21 protein-coding genes and 2 pseudogenes are annotated in these 22578 nt (G+C 54.4%); 13 read left to right on the top strand and 10 right to left on the bottom strand.

What is annotated here, in order from left to right:
• The first annotated feature begins 101 nt into the window (after positions 1–101).
• Positions 102–827, top strand: coding sequence for a YnfC family lipoprotein (locus C813_RS37455; RefSeq protein ID WP_017456260.1), 726 nt, complete (start codon positions 102–104; stop codon positions 825–827).
• A gap of 32 nt (positions 828–859) precedes the next feature.
• Here the strand turns inward: C813_RS37455 and C813_RS37450 are convergent.
• Positions 860–1036, bottom strand: a pseudogene (locus C813_RS37450) (SDR family oxidoreductase); the annotation flags it as partial.
• A 110-nt stretch (positions 1037–1146) separates the two neighbouring features.
• Between C813_RS37450 and C813_RS47665 the strand changes: the two are divergent.
• Entirely contained in the window at positions 1147–1233 is an 87-nt protein-coding gene (locus C813_RS47665; RefSeq protein ID WP_322788272.1) for a winged helix-turn-helix transcriptional regulator, read from the top strand.
• 64 nt (positions 1234–1297) lie between these two features.
• On the opposite strand, the gene C813_RS37445 is transcribed toward C813_RS47665, so the two are convergent.
• Positions 1298–2080, bottom strand: coding sequence for an SDR family NAD(P)-dependent oxidoreductase (locus tag C813_RS37445; RefSeq protein WP_017456262.1), 783 nt, complete (start codon positions 2078–2080; stop codon positions 1298–1300).
• Between the two features lie 133 nt (positions 2081–2213).
• Positions 2214–2660, bottom strand: coding sequence for a winged helix-turn-helix transcriptional regulator (locus C813_RS37440; protein WP_017456263.1), 447 nt, complete (start codon positions 2658–2660; stop codon positions 2214–2216).
• 152 nt (positions 2661–2812) lie between these two features.
• On the opposite strand from C813_RS37440, the gene agp reads away from it, so the two are divergent.
• On the top strand, positions 2813–4051 hold the full coding sequence (gene agp, locus C813_RS37435) for a bifunctional glucose-1-phosphatase/inositol phosphatase (protein ID WP_017456264.1): 1239 nt from the start codon (positions 2813–2815) through the stop codon (positions 4049–4051).
• A 42-nt stretch (positions 4052–4093) separates the two neighbouring features.
• Here the strand turns inward: agp and C813_RS37430 are convergent, their stop codons facing one another.
• Entirely contained in the window at positions 4094–4321 is a 228-nt protein-coding gene (locus tag C813_RS37430) for a YccJ family protein (protein ID WP_017456265.1), read from the bottom strand.
• Positions 4322–4341: 20 nt separating this feature from the next.
• Positions 4342–4938, bottom strand: coding sequence for an NAD(P)H:quinone oxidoreductase (gene wrbA / locus C813_RS37425; protein WP_017456266.1), 597 nt, complete (start codon positions 4936–4938; stop codon positions 4342–4344).
• Positions 4939–5331: 393 nt separating this feature from the next.
• Between wrbA and C813_RS46455 the strand changes: the two genes are divergently transcribed.
• From C813_RS46455 to rutR, 3 genes and pseudogenes are all read left to right on the top strand, one after another.
• Positions 5332–5508, top strand: coding sequence for a con-10 family general stress protein (locus tag C813_RS46455; RefSeq protein WP_017456267.1), 177 nt, complete (start codon positions 5332–5334; stop codon positions 5506–5508).
• A 131-nt stretch (positions 5509–5639) separates the two neighbouring features.
• A pseudogene (locus tag C813_RS37420) lies at positions 5640–6566 on the top strand (DMT family transporter).
• Between the two features lie 11 nt (positions 6567–6577).
• On the top strand, positions 6578–7216 hold the full coding sequence (rutR, locus tag C813_RS37415; protein WP_025263664.1) for an HTH-type transcriptional regulator RutR: 639 nt from the start codon (positions 6578–6580) through the stop codon (positions 7214–7216).
• Here the strand turns inward: rutR and C813_RS37410 are convergent.
• Positions 7213–7608, bottom strand: a complete 396-nt coding sequence (locus C813_RS37410; protein WP_017456271.1) for a lysozyme inhibitor LprI family protein — start codon at positions 7606–7608, stop codon at positions 7213–7215. The two genes, rutR and C813_RS37410, sit on opposite strands and share 4 nt — an antisense overlap.
• 63 nt (positions 7609–7671) lie before the next feature.
• Positions 7672–8223 (bottom strand): nucleotidyltransferase family protein, encoded by a 552-nt coding sequence (locus tag C813_RS37405; RefSeq protein ID WP_017456272.1) that lies wholly within the window; start codon positions 8221–8223, stop codon positions 7672–7674.
• A 422-nt stretch (positions 8224–8645) separates the two neighbouring features.
• Between C813_RS37405 and C813_RS37400 the strand changes: the two genes are divergently transcribed.
• From C813_RS37400 to C813_RS37375, 6 genes are all read left to right on the top strand, one after another.
• Entirely contained in the window at positions 8646–9629 is a 984-nt protein-coding gene (locus C813_RS37400) for an autoinducer 2 ABC transporter substrate-binding protein (RefSeq protein WP_017456273.1), read from the top strand.
• 107 nt (positions 9630–9736) lie between these two features.
• Positions 9737–11236 carry a sugar ABC transporter ATP-binding protein gene (locus C813_RS37395; protein ID WP_025263663.1) on the top strand — a complete coding sequence of 500 codons (1500 nt, stop codon included), beginning with the start codon at positions 9737–9739 and terminating at the stop codon, positions 11234–11236.
• On the top strand, positions 11229–12218 hold the full coding sequence (locus C813_RS37390; protein WP_017456275.1) for an ABC transporter permease: 990 nt from the start codon (positions 11229–11231) through the stop codon (positions 12216–12218). The genes C813_RS37395 and C813_RS37390 overlap by 8 nt, the downstream gene beginning before the upstream one ends.
• 1 nt (position 12219) lies before the next feature.
• On the top strand, positions 12220–13173 hold the full coding sequence (locus C813_RS37385; protein WP_017456276.1) for an ABC transporter permease: 954 nt from the start codon (positions 12220–12222) through the stop codon (positions 13171–13173).
• A gap of 16 nt (positions 13174–13189) precedes the next feature.
• The gene (locus tag C813_RS37380; RefSeq protein WP_017456277.1) at positions 13190–14827 is read left to right on the top strand and encodes an FGGY-family carbohydrate kinase; all 1638 of its coding nucleotides are present in this window, start codon (positions 13190–13192) and stop codon (positions 14825–14827) included.
• Positions 14824–15426, top strand: coding sequence for a KpsF/GutQ family sugar-phosphate isomerase (locus C813_RS37375; protein WP_017456278.1), 603 nt, complete (start codon positions 14824–14826; stop codon positions 15424–15426). The genes C813_RS37380 and C813_RS37375 overlap by 4 nt, the downstream gene beginning before the upstream one ends.
• Positions 15427–15506: 80 nt before the next feature.
• Here the strand turns inward: C813_RS37375 and C813_RS37370 are convergent, their stop codons facing one another.
• The 3 genes from C813_RS37370 to putA form a co-directional block, all read right to left on the bottom strand.
• Positions 15507–15908 carry a putative T6SS immunity periplasmic lipoprotein gene (locus C813_RS37370; protein WP_017456279.1) on the bottom strand — a complete coding sequence of 134 codons (402 nt, stop codon included), beginning with the start codon at positions 15906–15908 and terminating at the stop codon, positions 15507–15509.
• Positions 15899–16441, bottom strand: a complete 543-nt coding sequence (locus tag C813_RS37365; RefSeq protein WP_025263661.1) for a hypothetical protein — start codon at positions 16439–16441, stop codon at positions 15899–15901. Before C813_RS37365 ends, C813_RS37370 begins: the two co-directional genes overlap by 10 nt.
• 171 nt (positions 16442–16612) lie before the next feature.
• Positions 16613–20569 carry a trifunctional transcriptional regulator/proline dehydrogenase/L-glutamate gamma-semialdehyde dehydrogenase gene (gene putA / locus C813_RS37360; protein ID WP_017456281.1) on the bottom strand — a complete coding sequence of 1319 codons (3957 nt, stop codon included), beginning with the start codon at positions 20567–20569 and terminating at the stop codon, positions 16613–16615.
• A gap of 418 nt (positions 20570–20987) precedes the next feature.
• On the opposite strand from putA, the gene putP reads away from it, so the two are divergent.
• Positions 20988–22496 carry a sodium/proline symporter PutP gene (putP, locus tag C813_RS37355; RefSeq protein ID WP_017456282.1) on the top strand — a complete coding sequence of 503 codons (1509 nt, stop codon included), beginning with the start codon at positions 20988–20990 and terminating at the stop codon, positions 22494–22496.
• Positions 22497–22578: the final 82 nt, after the last annotated feature.

The raw sequence follows: 22578 nt of genomic DNA, 5'->3' as shown, positions 1-22578 counted from the left end.
AAGCCAAGCTACTTTGTTCGTCATCAGATTTTTCTCTGTCTGGTCTTGCTGAATTATCCGCATTTGTTACTCTTTTCTCTTTATGTCAATGGATGGCAGAAGTGAAAATTTGCTCTTATTTGCTCGCGCTCACACTCGGGTTCACCACTACGGCTGCCTGCGCGCAGCAGACATATATTCCGGTGCTGTTAAATCTTTCGACACTGCTCGATTTCAACCCGGTCAAAGGCCCTGTCAAAACTATCGATTCCGTGGGTACCGATGATAAAGGTAACGAGGTTTATACGCTCCACATGGCGTTATCCGCAGAGGGCTGCGTACAGACGTTACGTCGCGATGATAAGTCCAATAACAGCCATATCAATTTTGTGAAAGAAGAAAAGGCGTTAAAAGGGACATTTAATGGCCAGCCTGTTGCTTATGGACTGGATGACAAATGCAATTTAATGAGCCGCGATGACAGTGACGGGCATCTCGATTACAAAACCAATGCGCAAGGCTTGCTGGGCGAGACGATGCTACGGACACTAAAAATTACCGATCACTTCTACGACACTGCTGGCAATATCAAAAAGGTGCAATATTACTCAGGCGATCTCGTCGCCTCTTCAACCAGCATTCGCTACCCTGATAGCGTCAATAAACCGCTCGATTATACGATGGTCAATGAATCTGCTCTTGATGCCCGTTTTAATTTCACGGCGGTGAGTGAATGCCAGTACGACGAAAGGCAAGTTCCTGTCCTTTGCCACGTAAAAGTCACCCCGGCAAACTCCGGGAACGCGTTGACGCATATGACGGTCGCTACCCGCGCGAGTTTTTACTGAGTAATAAAATGAAGCCGTGGGTTGGCTCTGCTTTACTTACAAATTGCGACGGTGCCGCCGTCGACCAGTAATTCCGTGCCAACCACATAAGCGGACTCATCCGACGCAAGAAACAGCGCGGCCTTCGCCAGCGCCGTCGGTGTTCCCATTCTTCCTGACGGCGCCAGATCTTTAATTTTACTTTGCAGCGCCTCCTGTACAGAGCCGCTCAAATCCCTGCTTTGTCCCGATTGCATGTGTTAAATATGGCGGTGCGATTTAGTGAGTTGCAGCGCCGTTTCATCCATGACGCCAAAAAGAGCTGACCCGCGAGTCACTGTTGTTTGAGCAACGCGGGCGGGTCTCCCGGCAGGGTTATCCGGAAGTCCCGCCGTACGTCGAATATTGCATTACGCCGTTGGGGTGAACCTTACGAAGCGCGTTAGAGCCGGTGGCTGAAGGGATGCGTACTCACGCGATAAGTTAAAACGTTAAGCGCGTGAGTAACGTGAGGCCGGTTTGCCATTGCGCGAAGCGCTAAACAGCGCCAGCCGTGCCGCTTCCCAGTTATCCCACAGCTGTAAATCTTCAACTGGCGGAACCGTGACCAGCTCTCCCTGATCGAGCCCAGCCAGCGCCGCATCGACCAAATCTTCGCTGGTCATTACCGAGCCTTCAGGTAGCGCATCAAGTGTAATCCCGGAATGCCCCCAAATTTCAGTCGCGGTAGCGGCTGGCAGAACGGCCTGAATACGAACATTACTTCCGGCGAATTCTTCCTGCAAACCACGGGTGAAATTAAGCACCCACGCTTTTGTCGCGCTGTAAACCGCGCTGCCCGCACGAGCATGGAAAGCAACGACTGACGCAATATTAATGATGGTTCCCTGATCGTTTTCCACAAAACGCGGCAATACTGCCAGCGTCAGACGCATCAGCGCCGTCGTATTCAGCGTATTGATGGCTTCATGTTGATCGGCATTGCTGCTGAGGATAGGGGCAAGATTTGCTGCACCGGCATTATTCACCAGTAGACTTATTGTCGTATCGTCACGTAAAACCGCTTCAACCTGCTGGATGCCCTCAGCCGCGCTGAGATCAGCCACCAGAGTGCTGATTTTTACGCCATGGCGATGCTGCAAATCATCGGCAAGTGTGTTTAAACGATCGCCGCGACGCGCAACCAGCAGCAAGTCGTAACCGCGGGCTGCAAGACGGTCGGCATAGATGGCGCCAATCCCTGAAGAGGCGCCGGTAATCAGTGCAGTTGTCATTTTTTCGTACCTCGATATTAAATGGTTTTATCATAAAGCTAAATCTAGCTTCTGATATTTGGTTTTATAATGCAACCATATGAGGCGACAAAAAGTGCGGTTTTATAATCGTTAGAGATAACAGGCTGAATTGTCAGATTTTGGCAGTACGCAGTTGCACGTCCTCTGGCTGCAATTCACGGCCATCCTCGGCGCGCAAAGCCAGTTTTTGTAATGGGCGATGTGTATGGCTATCGACCAGTACGCTGGCGGGTTCACCCTGGTCAAACAACCATTCTTGCCCCCATTGCGAGAGTGCGACCAGCACCGTTTGCAGAGAGCGGCCTTTTTCTGTCAACACATATTCCTGCCAGGCGCTGCCATCAGAGGCGGGTTGCGTGCGCAAAATACCTTCATCCACCAGCAGCTTAAGACGTGCCGTCAGCATGTTTTTGGCAATACCCAGGTTTTTCTGAAATTCACCAAACCGCGTAACGCCTGCTAATGCATCACGCACAATCAGCAAGGACCACCAGTCGCCAATAATATTGAGTGAACGAGCAATAGGGCAGAAAGTCTCTTCAAAGCGGGTACGTTTCATTACGATTCTCCGGTTAATAGTTTAATTATAAAACCACGCTACGCAGCTTCATACTGCTTTTTGCGCCAGTGCACACTCCGGGGATCTTGTGCGAGTGAGTTGTCATGAATGTGTCACAATCTAATTTCGGGTAGAAAAATAAGGAAAGCACAATGAAAACGGTTTTTTGGCTTAGCGCAATAGCCACCACCATGGTACTTCCTGCCGCGATGGCGCAAACGGCACCACAGGGTTATCAGTTACAGCAAGTGTTGATCATGAGCCGTCATAACTTACGTGCACCGCTGGCGAATAATGGCAGCGTGCTGGAACAATCTACGCCTAACAAGTGGCCAGAGTGGGATGTGCCCGGCGGTGAGTTGACCACCAAAGGCGGCGTGCTGGAAGTGTATATGGGGCACTATATGCGCGAATGGCTTGCGGAGCAGAAACTCATCGCTACGGGCGAGTGCCCGGCACCAGAAAGCGTTTACGCCTGGGCTAACAGTCTGCAACGTACTGTCGCAACAGCGCAGTTCTTTATCAACGGCGCGTTTCCTGGTTGTGATGTCCCGGTACATCATCAGGAAAAGATGGGCACCATGGATCCGACCTTCAATCCGGTGATCACCGACGAGTCCGCCTCGTTCGGCCAGCAGGCGGTGAAAGCGATGGAAACTCAGCGCCAGCACTATGCGCTGGGAGAGAGCTATAAACTGCTGGAAAAAATCATCCACTACCAGCAGTCGCCAGCCTGTAAAGAGAAACAACAATGCTCACTGGCAGATAGCACCGATACCTTCAGCGCGAAATACCAGCAGGAGCCGGGAGTTTCCGGGCCACTGAAAGTGGGGAACTCGCTGGTAGACGCGTTCACCTTGCAGTACTACGAAGGGTTCCCAATGGACCAGGTGGCGTGGGGCGAAATCAAAACTGATCAGCAATGGAACATTTTGTCGAAGCTGAAAAATAGCTACCAGGATACGTTGTTCACCTCGCCGGAAGTGGCGCGTAATGTGGCCAAACCACTGGTGCAATACATCGACAAAACGTTGGTGGAAGAGGCTGGTCGCGCGCCGAAACTCACCCTGCTGGTGGGACATGACTCTAACATCGCTTCATTGCTCACGGCGCTCGATTTCAAACCTTATCAGTTGCATGACCAGAACGAACGCACGCCGATTGGCGGAAAGATCGTTTTCCAGCGCTGGCATGACACGGCAGGTAATCGCGATCTGATGAAGATTGAATATGTTTATCAGAGCCGCGATCAGTTGCGTAAAGCCGAAGCGTTGACCCTGAAATCCCCGGCACAGCGTGTCACGCTGGCCTTAAAGGGTTGCCCGGTAGATGGCGAAGGGTTCTGTCCGATTGATAAGTTCAACGCGGTGATGCGCGACGCGGCGAAATAAGCGAAACGAAAAGCTCCCCCGCGACGGCGAGGGAGCAGGATGCTACACGTTCTGCCGTTCTATGGTTTGCTCGCCCCAGAAAAGCGAATCTTTATCGGTTTTTTCAAAGGCGCGCAATAACACCTCATCGCTGCCTTCCTCCCAGATTTTTTCTGCCAGCTTTTCGTCATAATCGGCGAGTTCAAAGATCGCCTCGGCAATTTCCGGCGACGTATTACGTAAACTGGCCCATTCACCCACGCGATGGGCTTTTGCTTCTTGAGTTGGCATCTGTCTCCTCCTGTAGAAGGTTAACCGTTGAGTTTTACTGCCAGGCCCGCAACGTATTCGCCCTGATAACGGGCAATTGCCAGCTCTTCATTACTGGGCTGTCGGGAACCGTCAGCACCGGCAATGGTCGTTGCGCCATAAGGTGTGCCTCCGCGAACCTGCGAAATATCGAACAACTCCTGGGCAGCGTAGCCAATAGGCACAATCACCATTCCATGATGTGCAAGCGTAGTCCAGGTTGACGAGATTGTATGTTCCTGGCCACCGCCAGTGCCGGTGGAGCTGAAAACGCTCGCCAGCTTGCCGTACAACGCGCCCGAGGCCCACAACCCACCGGTCTGATCAAGGAACGTGCGCATCTGTCCGGACATATTGCCGAAACGCGTCGGCGTACCAAAAATGATGGCGTCGTAGTCAGCCAACTCTTGCGGCGTGGCGACGGGCGCGTTTTGCGTCTTACCACCTGATTTCAAAAATAGTTCTGCTGGCATGGTTTCTGGTACACGCTTGATGACAACGTCGGCACCATTCACTTTTTGCGCACCTTCGGCAACGGCATGCGCCATCGTTTCAATATGTCCATACATTGAATAATAAAGCACCAATACTTTGGCCATTTGCATCACTCCTGATTTGATGATTTCCGGCAGCAGTTCGCTGCATTCTTTTTAAGCGTATGACGTGATGGCAAGAGTGCAAATCAGAGCGCCATTTCTTTGATAAATAACAATTTTAAAAACAAAAGCCTGGCGCTTACAATTTGTCACATATAAACGCGGCGGATTTTTGGCGAGTTAAGAGGACGTTATCGGTTTCGCTTAGGGAAGGGGGACTGTTAGTAGTGCAAGCTGTTGCAGAATATTACCATTCACTGGCTGAATGCTGTCCTTCCACTAAGCTTAGTTCCACGCGGTGCAGATAAAGGCACTGCCTTTGCACCGTGCGGTGAAAGAATCCTCTTTTACTGAACGCAGTATGATGTCTGATATTTCACTCATCTGGAGGTAAGCATGGCAAACCATCGAGGTGGATCAGGTAACTTTGCTGAAGACCGTGAAAGAGCATCAGCAGCAGGCCGTAAAGGTGGCCAGCAGAGCGGGGGGAATTTCAAAAACGATCCCCAGCGTGCCTCAGAAGCCGGTAAAAAAGGGGGCAAAAATAGCCATGGTAGCCGCAGTAACAGCTAGTAATGGCGGCTGACAGCCCTGACCGGTTGTCAACCACGCCCGCCGCCGGGGAGACCCGGCGGTTTTTTTATCCTTGCACCGTCTGCGATGCCAACGCACACTAGCGTTTTTTCTCTGTTGCCGGTTGTGATATGTCTCTCTTCCGTTACGCCTTCTCAGTCAAACCTCAGGAAGCGCTGCTGATCCTCATTACCATGTTCTGGGGCGGAACGTTTCTCGCCGTGCAATACGCTGTAACGATGAGTGGCCCGTTCTTCTTCGTGGGGGCGCGCTTTGCCACTGCCGCGCTGGCGGTGGGGATACTCTCAGTGAATATCTTGCGTGGCTTAACCTGGCTTGAAGTGAAGGCAGGCGTCGTCATCGGCGTCGCTATCGCCCTGGGCTACAGTTTGCAAACCTGGGGACTCCAGTCTATTTCCAGCAGCAAATCCGCCTTTATTACCGCCATGTATGTGCCCCTGGTGCCGTTATTACAGTGGCTGTGTCTGGGACGATTGCCGGGGTTAGTGTCTTGTGTCGGCATTGCGCTGGCGTTTACCGGTTTGTTGTTTCTCTCCGGGCCGGAGGGGAACCTGCTGGCGCTGGGGGAGGGGGAAATCATCACGCTTGCCAGCGCGCTGGCGATTGCCGCCGAAATTATTCTGATCAGCGCCTGGGCCGGAAAAGTCAATGTTCGCCGGGTGACGGTAGTGCAGTTGCTCACCGCATAGCTGGTGTCTTTTGCCGCCATGGTGCCCGCCGGAGAAACCATACCGTCACTGACGACTGGTTTGTTACTGGTTGCGCTGGGCCTGGGTATTTTTAGCGCCATTATCCAGGTGGTAATGAACTGGGCACAGCGCAGCGTGTCGCCAACACGCGCCACGGTTATTTATACTGGCGAGCCAGTGTGGGCCGGGATTTTTGGCCGCATTGCCGGTGAGCGGTTACCGCTGTTAGCACTTTTGGGCGGCGCGTTGATTGTGCTTGGTGTGCTGGTGAGTGAACTGAAGCTGAAAAAGAGAAAAACATCTTCTGCCGCCGTAGCAACCGAGGCTGAGCAGGAGTCGAGATGGTGAAGGAGGGGGTGATGGCACAGGATGCAGCGAGCGGCGCCGGCAAACGCAAGCGCGCGGTGAGCGAGAAACGACAGGCGATTTTAACGGCAGCGCTGGATCTCTTTTCCCGGCTTGGTTTTCATGGCGCGCGCCTCGAACAGGTAGCGGAGCTGGCGGGGGTATCGAAGACCAATTTGCTCTATTACTACCCGTCGAAAGAGGCGCTTTATATTGCCGTGTTGCGCCAGATCCTCGACATCTGGTTAGCGCCGCTGAAAGCGTTTCGCGAGGATTTCGCACCGCTGGCGGCCATTCGCGAGTACATCCGTTTAAAGATGGAGGTTTCGCGCGATCATCCTCAGGCATCCAAACTGTTTTGCCAGGAGATGCTCCAGGGCGCGCCGCTGCTGAAAGCGGAACTGACCGGCAGTCTGAAAACGTTGATTGACGATAAATCGGCGATTATTGCGGGCTGGGTAGCCAGCGGCAAACTCGCCGCTGTCGACCCGCATCATCTTATCTTTATGATTTGGGCCTCAACGCAGCATTACGCCGATTTCGCCACTCAGGTGGAAGCGGTCACCGGCTCGACTCTGCAAGATGAGGCTTTCTTTCAGCGCGCGGTGGAAAACGTTCAGCACATGATCATCGAAGGCATCCGCGTGCGTTAATGACCCGGCGGTAATGGGCAGCTCAGGTCACCTTCGCCACATTGCAGCAGCGATGCCAGCCAGGCTTCACGCTCATTGGTTTTATCTGTCAGGCACTGGTTTTGCACCATCTGCTGGGCGCTGCCGCCCTCCACGCCAGAACTGACAAACGCGCAGTCGCTGTCGCGCAGGGTTATCCAGCTCTGCTGCGCTTTTTTCAGCATCGCCGCTTGCGGCGGCGTCGAACGTTTAAGCGCAGCCTGGAAGGTTTGATTAAGTTTCTTATCCGCGGCCTGGTATTGACCGGCAGTACAGCTGTTAAGCTGAGATTGTGTGGAGGCGTTATCGCACTCATCGGCCAGTACCGGGCTGCTGAGTAACAGCGCCGCCAGCGCCAGCATACGCGTTTTCATCACTTCCCCTTATTTCGCAAGGCGTTGAACCAGCGCTTTTATTAACATAGCCCTTCGCGAAAGTCACCCGCACAGCTGGAGTTTTGGGTAGCGTGTCAGCCAGCGTTTTTCATCAACCCGCTGGTCGAAAAGGTGGCGCTTCTCGTGCTGAAAACGAGGTGTCGGTTGCAGACGCAAGCAGAATAAATCCGCCAGCCCAAAAGGGGCGATAATCGTGAGGCGATCGTCTTTGTCTAAATGTACCGCTACGGCTGTCGCTGTTTCCGGCCAGTGCCAGAGGGCTTCGTCAAGCGAGGCGTACGGTGCATCGCCATTACGCGTGTGCATACGCGCCTGATTTTTAACCGACCAGGCAATATCGCCCGAGCGCTGGCGCAACTGTGCTTCCAGCTCTGCATCGCGTTCGGCACGCGTGTCCGCAGGCTCACGCCAGATAACATCCACATCCCCGGTGTGCGTGCGCGGCGTAAAGCCGTGCAATTGATCCCAAACGGCATCGCGTATAAACCCGGCGCCAATCCAGCACCCTTCGTGGGTTGCCTGCACCATTGCCAGGGCCGCCATTCGCTGTGAATCGGCGCGAAGCAGTGCTTCCAGTTCAGCCGCATAGCGCATTGTTACGCTCCGTTATCCATTAAGCCGCAAGGAGTACAAGGTTATCGCCACTGCTGGCGGGCGAGTATCGTTTTACGTTGAAAATAATGCAGTTGGCGTTGTTGCCTTGATCGTTTCAGTTCTCATTTTTAAAAACTTCTGGCGGTTGATAGGGGGTTTTGTTGTGTGAAAATATCTTCCACAACCCCTAAAATGAAAATAAATTGTTAATGATATGTTTATTGTTTGGTTTTATTTAACAATTTCAGCGCCATCGTTAGAGAGTTTTTGTCTTTATTTAACTTTATGTTAACCATGGATGATCTTAAATTTAACTTATTTGGGCTTATATCACATTTTTAAAATTCGCATTGTTTTGCCTCTTCCCTTCGTTGCTAACCTCCATTCCGCGACTTTCCTCTGTCCTCAAGAAAGGTACAACTATGAAATTCAAACTCGCATTACTCAGCGCAGCCCTCATTTCTGCCAGCATGGTGTCCGGCCAGGCGTTTGCGGCACAAAAATATGAGATCGCGGTGGTTGCTAAGGTGACCGGTATTCCATGGTTTAACCGCATGGAAACCGGGGTCAACGAAGCGGCGAAAAAACTGGACGTCAATGCGTACCAGACCGGGCCATCAACGCCGGATCCGGCGCAGCAAGTGAAAGTGATTGAAGATCTGATCGCCAAAAACGTCAACGCCATCATCGTGGTGCCGAACGATGCGAAAGTGCTGGAGCCGGTGCTGAAAAAAGCCCGTGACAAAGGCATTGTGGTACTGACGCATGAATCGCCGGACCAGCAAATTGGTCAGTGGGACATTGAAACCATCGACAGCGAAAAATATGCGCAGGCCAACGTCGATGAACTGGCAAAAGATATGGGCGGTAAAGGTGGTTACGCCATTTATGTCGGCTCTCTGACAGTTCCGCTGCACAACGCCTGGGCTGATTACGCCATCAAATATCAAAAAGAAAAATACCCGGATATGTTCGAAGTCACCTCGCGATTGCCGGTCGCCGAGAGCATCGACAAATCCTACGCCACCACCCTCGATTTAATGAAAACCTACCCGCAAATGAAAGGGGTGATTGGCTTTGGTTCGCTGGGGCCGATTGGCGCCGGGCAAGCCGTGCAGAAGAAACGGGCAAAAGACAAACTGGCTGTAGTGGGCATCGCGATGCCGGGTCAGGCCGCGCCGTATCTGATGCGTGGTGACATCAAAAAAGCGCTGCTGTGGGATCCGCGTGACGCCGGTTTTGCGCTGGTGACCGTCGCCGACCAGTTGTTGCAAGGAAAAGAAGTGACGCCCGATCTGACTATCGATGGGTTGGGCAAAGCCGATGTTGATATGAATAAGAAAGTGATCCGTTTTAATAAGATCCTCGAAGTGACCAAAGATAACGCACAATCACTCGGTTTCTGAGCCTTTCAGGCCACACCAGGGAACCGGAATGCCGGCCGTCAGGCCGGCCTCTTCCGCCGCAGATTTTAACCTCGCGCCCACCCCGGGCGCTGGCAGAGGTATTGTCGATGACCGACACCACCGCATTTATCACTCTTGAGAATATCAGCAAGCGATTCCCGGGCGTGCTGGCGCTGGATAATGTGAATTTAACGCTGGAGAAAGGCGAAGTTCACTGTCTGGCGGGGCAAAACGGCTGCGGAAAGAGCACTATCATCAAAGTTATCTCCGGTGTTTATCACCCGGAAAAAGGCGCTAACATCGCGCTCGATGGCAAGCTTTTTCACCAGCTCACGCCGCAACTTTCAGCGCACTACGGAATTCAGGTTATCTACCAGGATCTGTCGCTGTTTCCTAATTTTAGCGTGGCGGAAAATATCGCCATTCACCGCTACCTTCCCGGTGGCGATATCTGGGTGCGTCGTAGCGCGATGAAAGCACAGGCGCTGGCGGCCATGGATCGCATTGGCGTGCGCCTCGATCCGGATAAAAAAGTGGAAAAACTCTCTATCGCCGACCGCCAGTTGGTGGCGATTTGCCGCGCGATTGCTGCCGATGCCCGGCTGGTGATTATGGATGAACCCACCGCGTCGCTCACCCGCCAGGAAGTGAATGGATTGCTGCGCGTGGTCAATGAACTGAAAGCCGCCGGCATTTGCGTGGTGTTTGTCAGCCACCGTCTGGATGAAGTGATGGAAGTGGCCGATCGTATCAGCGTGATGCGCGACGGCAAATTGATTGGTACCTGGCCGGCAAGCGAACTGGATAGCCACGAACTGGCGTATCTGATGACCGGCCAGCGTTTTCACTACAGCCCGCTACCGGAAAAACCCCCGGTGGATCAATCACCCATGCTGGAGCTACGCCACCTTAGCCGCAAAGGCAAATATCGCGATATCAATCTGGCGCTGCGCAGCGGCGAAATCGTGTCGATTGTCGGGCTTTTAGGCGCCGGACGTACCGAACTCTGTATGAGCTTGTTTGGCATGACCAAACCGGAAGATGGCGAGATCCGCATCAATGGCACGCCGGTGAAACTGCGTAACAACCATGACGCGATTCGCCACGGCATTGGTTATGTGTCAGAAGACCGGCTGACGCAGGGGCTCATCATGGAACAGTCGATTTATGACAACACTATCGTCACGGTGTTCGACAAGCTGCACACGCGCAGCGGGTTGCTTGATCACGCGAAAGCCGGGCAACTGGTGGCCGATCTGATCCGCGAGCTGAATATCAAAGTCTCCGATGCGCAGTTGCCAGTGAAAACGCTCTCCGGCGGCAATGCGCAGCGTATTGCCATCGCTAAATGGGTGGCCACGCAGCCGCGCATTCTAATTCTGGATTCACCCACGGTTGGCGTGGACATCGCCAACAAAGAGGGGATCTACCAGATTGCCCGCCAACTGGCGGAGCAGGGGATGGCGGTGCTGATGATTTGTGACGAAATCCCGGAGGCTTATTACAACAGCCATCGCGTGCTGGTGATGCGCCAGGGGGAACTGGTGGCCGAATTTAATCCGCACCGTTGTACAGAGCACGAAATTGCCGAGGTGGTCAATGCGTAACGCGTCCTTTTCCCGCCTTGTCGGGCAACATGAATTCTGGCTGGGGCTGTTGGTTATCGCGCTGGCGATTTTTCTCAGCGCACGTACCGATGAGTTTCTCTCCCTCGGCAACCTGACGGATGTCGCCACCAGTTACGCCATCCTCGGGATTCTGGCCTGCGGACTGTTTGTGGTGCTGATTTCCGGCGGCATCGACATTTCATTTCCGGCGATGACCGCCATTGCCCAATACGCCATGGCCAGTTGGGTGATTGCCCACGGTGGTAATTTCGCGCTGGCGTTAGGGCTTTCGATGGTGGTCGGCCTGCTGCTCGGGTTAGTCAACGGCTTTCTGGTCTACTGGCTGCGCGTGCCTGCCATCATCATTACCATCGCCACGCTGAATGTTTACTACGGCCTACTGGTGTATGCCACCAAAGGGACGTGGCTGTACGGTTTCCCGGACTGGTTTATGAACGGCATCAACTGGTTCTCGTTCACCGCCGCCGATGGTTACGACTATGGACTGACGCTGCCGCTGCTGTGTCTGGGCGCGACCATTATTCTGACTGCCGTGTTAATGAATTACACCCGGCTCGGCCGTCAGATTTATGCAATGGGCGGCAACCGCGATGCGGCGTCACGCCTCGGCCTGAACCTGCTGAAGCTGCACTTTTACGTCTACGGTTTCATGGGCATCCTCGCGGGCGTCGCGGCTGTGGTGCAGGCGCAAATTACTCAGTCTGTCGCGCCCAACTCGCTGCTCGGGTTTGAGCTGACGGTACTGGCTGCGGTGGTACTTGGCGGCACCAGCATGTCCGGCGGGCGCGGAACGCTGACGGGCACGCTACTGGGCGTTGTGCTGCTGGCCTTCTTGCAAAACGGCTTAACGCTGCTGGGCGTCTCTTCTTACTGGCACACGGTGTTTAGCGGCGCAATTATTCTGGTGAGCATTAGCGCCACCGCGTGGAACGAAAAACGCAAACTTGCGAGGGAGTTATAAGATGAAATCCATCGTCCGAATTCTGCCCGGTGATGCCATCATCCGCTTGCAATGCGTGATTATCATCGTCGTGGCGCTGGTTTTCTCTGCGCTGCTCGGCAGCCGTTTTTTCAGCGTCGCTAACTTCCAGTCGATTGGTTCGCAGTTGCCGATTCTGGGCATGCTGGCGCTGGGCATGGGTATCACCATGCTGACTGGCGGCATTAACCTGTCGATCATTGCCGGTGCGAACGCCTGTTCGCTGGTGATGGCGGCAGTAATTGTCAGCCACCCGGATGACCCGCTGTTCCTGGCGCTGGCGTTACTCGCCGGGCTGCTGGTGGCGGTGGCGATTGGTACGCTGAACGGTGCGCTGGTGGCGTGGATTGGTGTTTCGCCGATTCTGGCGACACTCGGCACTATGACACTGATCTCTGGGCTGAATATTCTGTTCTCAAATGGCACGGTCATTTCCGGTTTTCCGGCGGCTATTCAGTTTCTTGGCAACGCAACACTGCTTGGCATCCCGGTCGCGCTGTTGCTGTTTATTCTCGTTGCGCTGCTGCTGTGGGTGTTACTCGAACACACGACGCTTGGGCGCAGTCTCTATCTGGTTGGCTCAAACGAGCAGGCCACGCGCTACAGCGGTGTGAATACCGTTCGCGTACAGATTTCGGTCTACATCATCTCCGCACTGTTGGGCTGGGCGGCCGCTATTTTGATGATGGCGAAGTTCAATTCGGCGAAAGCGGGCTACGGTGAGTCTTATCTTCTGGTGACCATTCTGGCGTCGGTGCTGGGCGGCATTAACCCGGACGGCGGTTTTGGCCGCGTGCTGGGGCTGGTGCTGGCGCTGGTAGTGCTGCAGATGCTGGAGAGTGGCTTTAATTTGTTGGGCATCAGCAGTTATCTGACGATGGCGCTCTGGGGCGCGGTGCTGATCCTCTTTATCGCATTACAAAATCGAAAAGCCTGAGAGCGGGAGAAAAAGAATGGCGAGCTACTTTATTGGTGTGGATGTTGGCACCGGCAGCGCACGTGCAGGCGTCTTTGATCTGACCGGCAGAATGGTCAGCCAGGCGAGCAGGGCGATTGAGATTTACCGCCCGCAGGCCGACTTTGTGGAACAATCTTCCGACAATATCTGGCAGGCGGTGTGCAACGCGGTACGCGATGCGGTCAACCAGGCAGACATTAACCCGATTCAGGTTAAAGGCCTCGGTTTTGACGCGACATGTTCGCTGGTGGTGCTCGACAAAGAGGGCAACCCGCTGACCATTAGCCCTTCGGGGCGCAGCGAGCAGAACATTATTGTGTGGATGGATCACCGCGCCATCTCGCAAGCGAACCGTATCAATGCCACGCACCACCGGGTGCTGGATTACGTGGGCGGGATCATCTCGCCGGAGATGCAAACGCCGAAACTGCTGTGGTTAAAACAGCACATGCCGAACACCTGGGCCAACGCCGGGTATTACTTCGACCTGCCGGATTTTCTCACCTGGCGGGCGACCGGCGATGACACCCGATCCCTGTGTTCCACAGTGTGCAAGTGGACGTATATGGGCCATGAGGATAAGTGGGACACCAGTTATTTCCGCCAGATTGGCCTTGAAGATTTGCTGGAGCACGACGCGGAGAAAATCGGCCGCTACGTGAAAACCATGGGCGAGCCGCTGGGTCGCGGGCTGACGCAGCGTGCGGCGACAGAAATGGGACTGATGCCCGGCACGGCGGTCAGCGTGTCGATTATTGATGCTCACGCAGGCACGCTGGGAACGCTCGGCGCCAGTGGGCCTTCGGGGGAAATGGCAGATTTCGATCGGCGCATCGCGCTGATTGGTGGTACATCTACCGGCCATATGGCGATTTCACCGCAGGCGCGTTTTATCGGCGGCGTGTGGGGGCCTTACTTCTCGGCGGTGCTGCCAGGTTACTGGCTGAATGAGGGCGGGCAGTCGGCGACCGGGGCATTAATCGACCATATGATTCAGTCACACCCATGCTACGAAACGCTGCTCGCTCAGGCGAAAGCGCAAGGGCAAACCATCTATGAAGTGCTGAATGCGCTGCTGCGCAAGATGGCGGGCGAGCCGGAAAACATCGCGTTTTTAACGCGTGATATTCACATTCTGCCGTACTTCCACGGTAACCGTTCGCCGCGCGCGAACCCGACATTAACCGGCGTGATCAGCGGGCTGAAACTCTCGCGTACGCCGGAGGATATGGCGCTGCATTATCTGGCGACCATTCAGGCGATTGCCCTCGGTACACGGCATATTATTGAAACCATGAATCAGAGTGGTTACAGCATTGACACGGTAATGGCGAGCGGCGGGGGCACCAAAAACCCGATCTTTGTTCAGGAACATGCCAATGCCACCGGCTGCGCGATGTTGCTGCCGGAAGAGAGTGAAGCGATGCTGCTCGGCGGGGCAATGATGGGCACCGTGGCGGCGGGCGTGTTTGACACTTTCCCGGAAGCCATGTCGGCGATGAGCCGCATTGGCAAGACGGTGACGCCGCAAACCAACCGCATCAAGCAGTATTACGATCGCAAATACACTGTCTTCCATGAGATGTACCAGGATCACATGAAATACCGTCAGCTGATGCAGGAGGAGGCATGAGCGACAGCTGGCGCCAGGCCTGCGGTGCCTGGCAAATCTATAGCGAAGAGATGGCGGCGCTGAGCCACCATCTTAACGATGCGTTGTGGAATGCGTTAATGGCGGAATTGCGCGGCTGTCGCGGCAAAATCGCGGTCACCGGCGTGGGAACATCCGGCATTGCGGCACGCAAGATTGCTCATATGCTGGCGTGCGTTGAGCGTCCGGCTATCTATCTGAATGCCACCGATGCCGCGCACGGTGATTTGGGGTTTCTGGATAGCAACGACCTGGTCATTATGTTGTCGCGCGGCGGTAATTCCGATGAGCTAACGCGGCTGCTGCCGGGGCTTGCACAGAAGGGCGTGCCGCTGATTAGCGTGACGGAAAACGCCGATTCCGCTATCGCCCGGGCTGCGTGGCTGGTGATTTCCACCGGCGTGCAGCGCGAAATTGATCCGCTTAATATGCTGGCGACTACCTCCATCGTGCTGACCCTGGCGATTTTCGATGCCGCCTGCGCCTGCCTGATGAGCGAAAGCGGTTATTCAAAAGAGACGTTACTGTCGGTGCATCCCGGCGGGGATGTCGGGTTGACGCTCAGAAAAAAAGCGCCGTAAGGCGCTTTTTTGTTACATGCTCAGTAAAATAAAAAACGCGGGCCTTATATTATTTATATTGATTTAGTCACGTAAATAAATTACTTCGCTGTCAGATTATTCAGTGTGAAATTCTTTAGCCAGATGCGTTTTGAATCCACATTCGTGGCAGAGTATGCCGTTATGATCGTGATGTTATATTCTTTGTTTTGCTCAAAATGGTAATTAACTGGAAGGCATTGGCCGGGGTTAACGATATAGGTCGGATTATCAAAATGATCCGCTTGCCAAATTTCCTGCATTTGCCTGTTACTATCGCGTGTCGAAAGCGTCAGCCGAAGCAATTTTGCCTGACCCTGTTCAATAGTGGGGTCGCCTTTTACTGAGACACAAAGTTTATTATCTTTTTTCGTGACATCAGCAATGCGAAATGGCGTGTTTTCACCCACGCAGCCGGTAAAAAGTGGCGTTAAGATAATCGGTATATACCATTTCATTTCCATAAGCTCCTTTTATCCGTAGGTGAAGCCAGAAAATACTGTAGCGTATTTTGGTACTTCGCGAGCAAGTCCGGTCCATGAATCCCTTGAAAATCAGTAACGCCTTTCCAGACATTATAACCTGCGGTAATCAGGGTAAAGTAATCAGCAATAATGTTAGCTTGTTGCTCCATGGGATAGTCAGCCAGTGTTTTTTCTTTAGGCAGGGAGTATGTATACCTTACGTACTTACTAATCAGCCCTCTAATTCTGACACCCATTCCCATCTGATGTTGCCAAATGTGGGCAAATTCATGTATGAACCAGTTTTTATCAGACGAGCTTTCCGCTGAAAAATCTTCTTTAAAAATGGGCTCTGGCCAGTACATGTTTCCATTCGGCGTGACCGCAGTATCCTGGTCTTGAAGATTAAAAGGGAAATAGCTGCCCTTATAAATCCTTACTGATCCATAATTGATCGTATCTTTGAAAAGAATACGGGCCATTCTGATTTCGCCAGCGGTGAGTGGTCTGAATGTATCTTTCCCGGTTGCCACCTTGATCTCTTTTTTATCTATAAATTTGGCTTCAGATTTTTCTACTCCCGGTTAAATGAGCTGTCAATGAACGCGTTCTGATTGTGCTGACTCATATCAGTAGTTCTATTTCCTCGCTTATAAAAATAAAGCCCCGCAATGCGAGGCTTTGGATTATCCAGTTACTCTGCTTCAGCCAATCGTCATCAGGCTGGCGTTGCCACCGGCAGCGGCGGTATTAACGCTCAACGAGCGTTCCACCCACAGGCGTTCAAGCAGGATGTTGGTTTCACCACGCGCAAAGCCCTGAACCGACACAATCGCACCATTGCGTGCGGCGACATTTTCGCACAGCGCCACCAGTTGGTCGGAATCACCGTGGAAAATCACCGCATCAAACGTCTGCGCCATTAACGCATCGGCTTTGGCAAACTGAATACGTTTGCTGACGCTTTCCGGCAGCTGTTTTGCTACATCGCGGTGCAACGTATCGTCCGGCCACAGCACCTGGCTGCCGCAGGCGATGACGGCTGCAAGTTGAATCAGCGCGTCCTGTTCGTTATCCGCCACGCACAGTACCCGCTCGCGCGGTACCAGCGTCCAGCTGTTGCGCTCGCCGGTCGGGCCTTGCAACAGACGCTGGGTTCCGGTCTGCGCCAGTTCGCCAAACTGCGTACACAACTGTTGCAGCGCAGAGTTATCTTTCGCCCACGCACGCAAGGCTTCCAGCGGTTGCTGCAGCGACGTTTTAAGCTGAGCATCCAGCGGGTGTTGTGCATCATGCCGGGCGAGGGTTTTCAGCACCGCGTTTTCCGGTCGGCTGCCTAACAGGCGGTATAGATAGAGTGGCCCGCCAGCTTTCGGCCCGGTGCCGGACAACCCTTCACCGCCAAATGGCTGCACGCCTACCACCGCGCCCACCATATTGCGGTTCACATATAAGTTGCCGACATGGGCATTGCCGGTAACCTGAGCAATGGTTTCATCGATACGGGTATGCACGCCGAGCGTCAGGCCATAGCCGGAAGCGTTAATCTGCGCGATTAATTGATCCAACTGGTTACGGTGATAACGAACCACGTGCAGCACCGGGCCGAAGACCTCTTTTTTCAGCTCGTCAAAACTTTCCAGTTCAATCAGTGTTGGCGCGACAAAGGTGCCGGTGCGCCATTCGCGCGCATCTTCGCTATTTTCACGCACCGCCTGGTACACCTTGCGCCCTTTGGCCTGCATGGCCTGAATATGTTTGTCGATATTCGCTTTCGCTTCGGCATCGATCACCGGGCCGATATCGGTGGTCAGTCGGCCTGGGTTACCCATGCGACACTCTGCCATCGCGCCGCGCAGCATGGTCAGCGTGTGATCGGCAATATCATCCTGTAAGCAGAGCACGCGCAGGGCTGAACAGCGCTGGCCTGCGCTATCAAACGCGGAGGCCAGCACGTCGATGACCACCTGCTCGGTAAGCGCGGAGGAGTCGACAATCATCGCGTTCATCCCGCCAGTTTCGGCGATAAGCGGCGTCGGACGGCCCTGGGCATCAAGATGTGTGGCGATACTGCGTTGCAGCAGCGTCGCCACGTCGGTGGAGCCGGTAAACATCACGCCACGCACGCGCGGATCGGCGGTAAGCTGGGCGCCTACGGTTTCGCCGCGCCCTGGCAGTAACTGTAAAACACCCGCCGGGACACCGGCTTCCAGCAGAATGGCCACGCCCTGAGCGGCAATCAGCGGTGTCTGCTCGGCAGGTTTTGCCAGCACGCTGTTGCCCGCCGCTAACGCTGCCGCAATCTGACCGGTGAAAATCGCCAGCGGGAAGTTCCACGGGCTGATACACACCACCGGACCCAGCGGGCGATGCGTTTCGTTATCGAAATCTGCACTCACCTGGTCTGCGTAGTAGCGCAGGAAATCGACCGCTTCGCGCACTTCGGCAATGGCATTGCTGAAGGTTTTACCCGCTTCACGAACCAAAATGCCAATTAACGACTGCATTTGATCTTCCATCAGCACCGCGGCGCGCTGAAGAATGGCGGCGCGTTCTTGCGGCGGCGTGGCAAACCAGATTGGTGCATGACTAACGGCGTTTTCCAGCGCCTGGTTAACCTGCGCTTCGCTGGCTTCCACCACATAACCAACGGTGTCTTTCGGTTCGGCAGGGTTGATCACCGCGACGGGTTCGCCGTCCACGACTACCTGTTCCAGCGTTGGACGGGCGTACCATTTCTGCGCCGCGCTGGCGAGCAGCGAGGAGGAGAGCGAGGCCAGCCGGTGTTCGTTCGCCAGATCCAGGCCCGCGGCGTTGATTCGGCCTTCGCCATACAGCGCACGGGGCAGGGCGATTTTCGGGTGCGGCAAGCCAACCTGACCTTCCTGGGCGGCGATTTTTTCCACTTCGCTCACCGGATCGGCGACCAGCGCGTCCAGCGGCAGCGTATTGTCGGCAATGCGGTTGACGAACGAGGTATTCGCGCCGTTTTCCAGCAGACGGCGCACCAGGTACGCCAGCAACGTTTCGTGGGTACCGACCGGCGCATAAATGCGGCACGGGCGGTTCAGTTTGCCATCGGCCACTTTACCCACGACTTGCTCATACAACGGTTCACCCATGCCGTGCAGGCACTGGAATTCGTACTGGCCCGGATAGTAGTTTTGCCCGGCAAGCTGGTAAATAGCTGCCAGCGTGTGGGCGTTGTGGGTGGCGAACTGCGGATAAATAAGGTTCGGCACCGCGAGCAATTTTTTCGCGCAGGCGAGGTACGAAACATCGGTGTACACCTTGCGGGTATAAACGGGATAGCCTTCCAGCCCTTCCATTTGCGCGCGTTTAATTTCGCTGTCCCAGTAAGCGCCTTTAACCAGGCGGATCATCAGACGGCGACGGCTGCGTGTCGCCAGATCCACAAGATAATCAATCACAAACGGGCAGCGCTTCTGGTAGGCCTGAATAACAAAACCGATACCGTTCCAGCCTGCCAGTTCTGGCTCGAAACAGAGTTTTTCCAGCAGATCGAGGGAGATTTCCAGACGATCGGCCTCTTCGGCGTCAATATTAATGCCGATGTCATACTGGCGTGCCAGCAAGGTGAGGGATTTCAGGCGCGGATAGAGTTCATCCATTACGCGGTCGTATTGCGCACGGCTGTAGCGCGGGTGCAGGGCGGATAACTTAATTGAAATTCCCGGCCCTTCATAAATGCCGCGCCCGTTGGAGGCTTTGCCAATGGCGTGGATCGCCTGCTGGTACGACACCATATACGCCTGCGCGTCGGCTGCGGTCAGCGCCGCTTCGCCGAGCATGTCGTAGGAGTAACGGAAACCTTTCTCTTCCAGTTTGCGCGCGTTAGCCAGCGCTTCGGCGATCGTTTCGCCGGTAACGAACTGTTCGCCCATCAGGCGCATTGCCATATCCACGCCTTTGCGGATCAGCGGTTCGCCACTTTTACCAATAATACGATTCAACGAATGCGAGAGATTGGCTTCGTTATGCGTGGAGACCAGACGGCCAGTGAACAACAGCCCCCAGGTGGCGGCATTGACGAACAGCGACGGGCTGCGCCCAATGTGTGACTGCCAGTTACCGTTGCTGATTTTGTCGCGGATCAGCGCATCGCGGGTGGCTTTGTCGGGAATACGCAGTAACGCTTCGGCCAGACACATCAGCGCCACGCCTTCCTGCGACGAGAGGGAAAATTCTTGTAACAGGCTTTGCACCATGCCAGCGCGGCCGGAGGCGGTTTTCTGGTTACGCAGTTTTTCTGCTAACTGATGTGCCAGCTTATGGGCATTTTCCGCCACCGGCTGCGGCAGGCGGGCTTGTTCCAGCAACATGGGCACCGCATCGGTTTCCGCCCAGCGCCATGCGCCGGTGATCGCGGCACGGGAAACGGACTGCGGCAGGATCTGCTCGGCAAAATCGAGAAACGGCTGGTGGCTGTCATCAACCACTACGGCACTGTCGTCTTCCTGCGCGGTGGCGGAGGCGGTCACCAGTTCCGGCAGGCCTTCGTTGTTTTCCAGCTTTTCCAGAAAATTGAAGATGGCTTGTTTAATCAGCCAGTGCGGTGTGCGGTCGATGGTCGCCGCGGCGGCTTTGATCCTTTCGCGTGTTGCGTCATCAAGCTTGACCCCCATGGTGGTGGTGCCCATGCTTTGCTCCTGTTTTTTACATTGTTTTGCGGTTCAGGCAGAAATATCCATCATGTTGCAACTTTGTGCAACCTTGTTAAATGTGACCTGGCTGGCAAGGTAAGAAATGAATGAAATGTTAACGGCTGGTAATTGCTAAAGGCGCTGAACAATTCGCTGGCAAAGCAGGTTTTATGCGGCAGATAACACTTTTTAAAGGTGCAACCTTTAAAAGTGTGACAGAGTACAACCTATAGGAAATTGTTATCAGAGCCGGGATGAATTTGATGTAAATGCTGTGTTAAATCAATTGTGAATAAGTGAGGCATCCGGCAGGATACGGGCGCTTCAAATAATCTAAACGCCCCAGCGCCTCGTTCCGGTGCTGGAAAAAAGCGGCAAGCAGTATTTGCCGACGAAGAATCCTGGAGACTTTTTAATGGCAATAAGCACACCGATGCTGGTGACTTTTCTCGTTTATATCTTTGGCATGATACTTATCGGTTTCGTCGCCTGGCGTTCGACGAAAAACTTCGATGACTATATTCTGGGCGGCCGCAGCCTTGGGCCGCTGGTCACTGCGCTGTCGGCGGGGGCATCGGATATGAGCGGCTGGCTGCTGATGGGGTTGCCTGGCGCGATTTTTATCTCAGGTATCTCTGAAAGCTGGATCGCCATTGGCCTGACGCTGGGCGCGTGGATTAACTGGAAACTGGTGGCCGGGCGTTTGCGTGTCCACACCGAAGTGAACAATAACGCGCTGACCTTGCCGGACTATTTCACCGGCCGTTTTGAAGATAACAGCCGCCTGCTGCGGATTATCTCGGCAGTGGTGATTCTGCTGTTTTTCACCATCTATTGTGCTTCTGGCATTGTTGCCGGCGCGCGCCTGTTTGAAAGCACCTTCGGCATGAGCTACGAAACCGCCCTGTGGGCCGGTGCCGCTGCGACGATCATTTACACCTTTATTGGCGGCTTCCTGGCGATCAGCTGGACCGATACGGTACAGGCCAGCCTGATGATTTTCGCGCTGATCCTGACCCCGGTGATTGTCATTATTTCCGTTGGCGGTTTTGGTGATTCGCTGGAAGTGATCAAGCAAAAAAGCATTGAAAACGTCGATATGCTGAAAGGCCTGAATTTTGTCGCCATCGTCTCGCTGATGGGCTGGGGACTGGGATATTTCGGCCAGCCGCATATTCTGGCGCGTTTTATGGCGGCGGATTCCCATCACACTATTGTCCATGCGCGTCGCATCAGTATGACGTGGATGATCCTGTGCCTGGCGGGCGCGGTCGCGGTGGGCTTTTTCGGCATCGCCTATTTCAATGAAAATCCGTCTGCTGCGGGCGCGGTTAACCAGAACGCCGAGCGCGTGTTTATCGAGCTGGCGCAAGTTCTGTTCAACCCCTGGATTGCCGGAGTGCTGCTGTCGGCGATCCTCGCCGCCGTGATGTCAACGCTGAGCTGCCAGTTGCTGGTGTGCTCCAGCGCGATCACTGAAGATTTCTACAAAGCGTTTTTGCGTAAAGGCGCAAGCCAGCGCGAGCTGGTGTGGGTTGGCCGTGCGATGGTGTTGCTGGTGGCGCTGGTGGCGATTGCGCTGGCGGCGAACCCGGAAAACCGCGTGCTCGGCCTGGTGAGCTACGCCTGGGCGGGCTTCGGGGCGGCGTTTGGCCCGGTGGTGCTGTTCTCGGTGATGTGGTCACGCATGACGCGTAACGGTGCGCTGGCCGGGATGATCATCGGTGCGGTGACAGTGATTGTCTGGAAACACTACGCCTGGCTGGATCTGTATGAAATCATTCCGGGCTTTGTTTTCGGCAGCATCGGTATTGTGGTGTTTAGCCTGCTGGGCAAAGCGCCTTCCGCGCAGATGCAGCAGCGGTTTGCCGAGGCAGATGCGCATTACCGCTCTGCGCCGCCATCGCGTTTACAGGCTGAATAAATTACCTCTTATGAAAAACCCGCTGCGGCGGGTTTTTTTATTGCTAAATAGTTGTAATTACGCTGTTATCTCACAACAAATA

Origin of the sequence: Kosakonia sacchari SP1 (assembly GCF_000300455.3) — a bacterium.
GTDB lineage: Bacteria > Pseudomonadota > Gammaproteobacteria > Enterobacterales > Enterobacteriaceae > Kosakonia > Kosakonia sacchari.
This window is presented reverse-complemented; position numbering and strand designations above follow the sequence as displayed.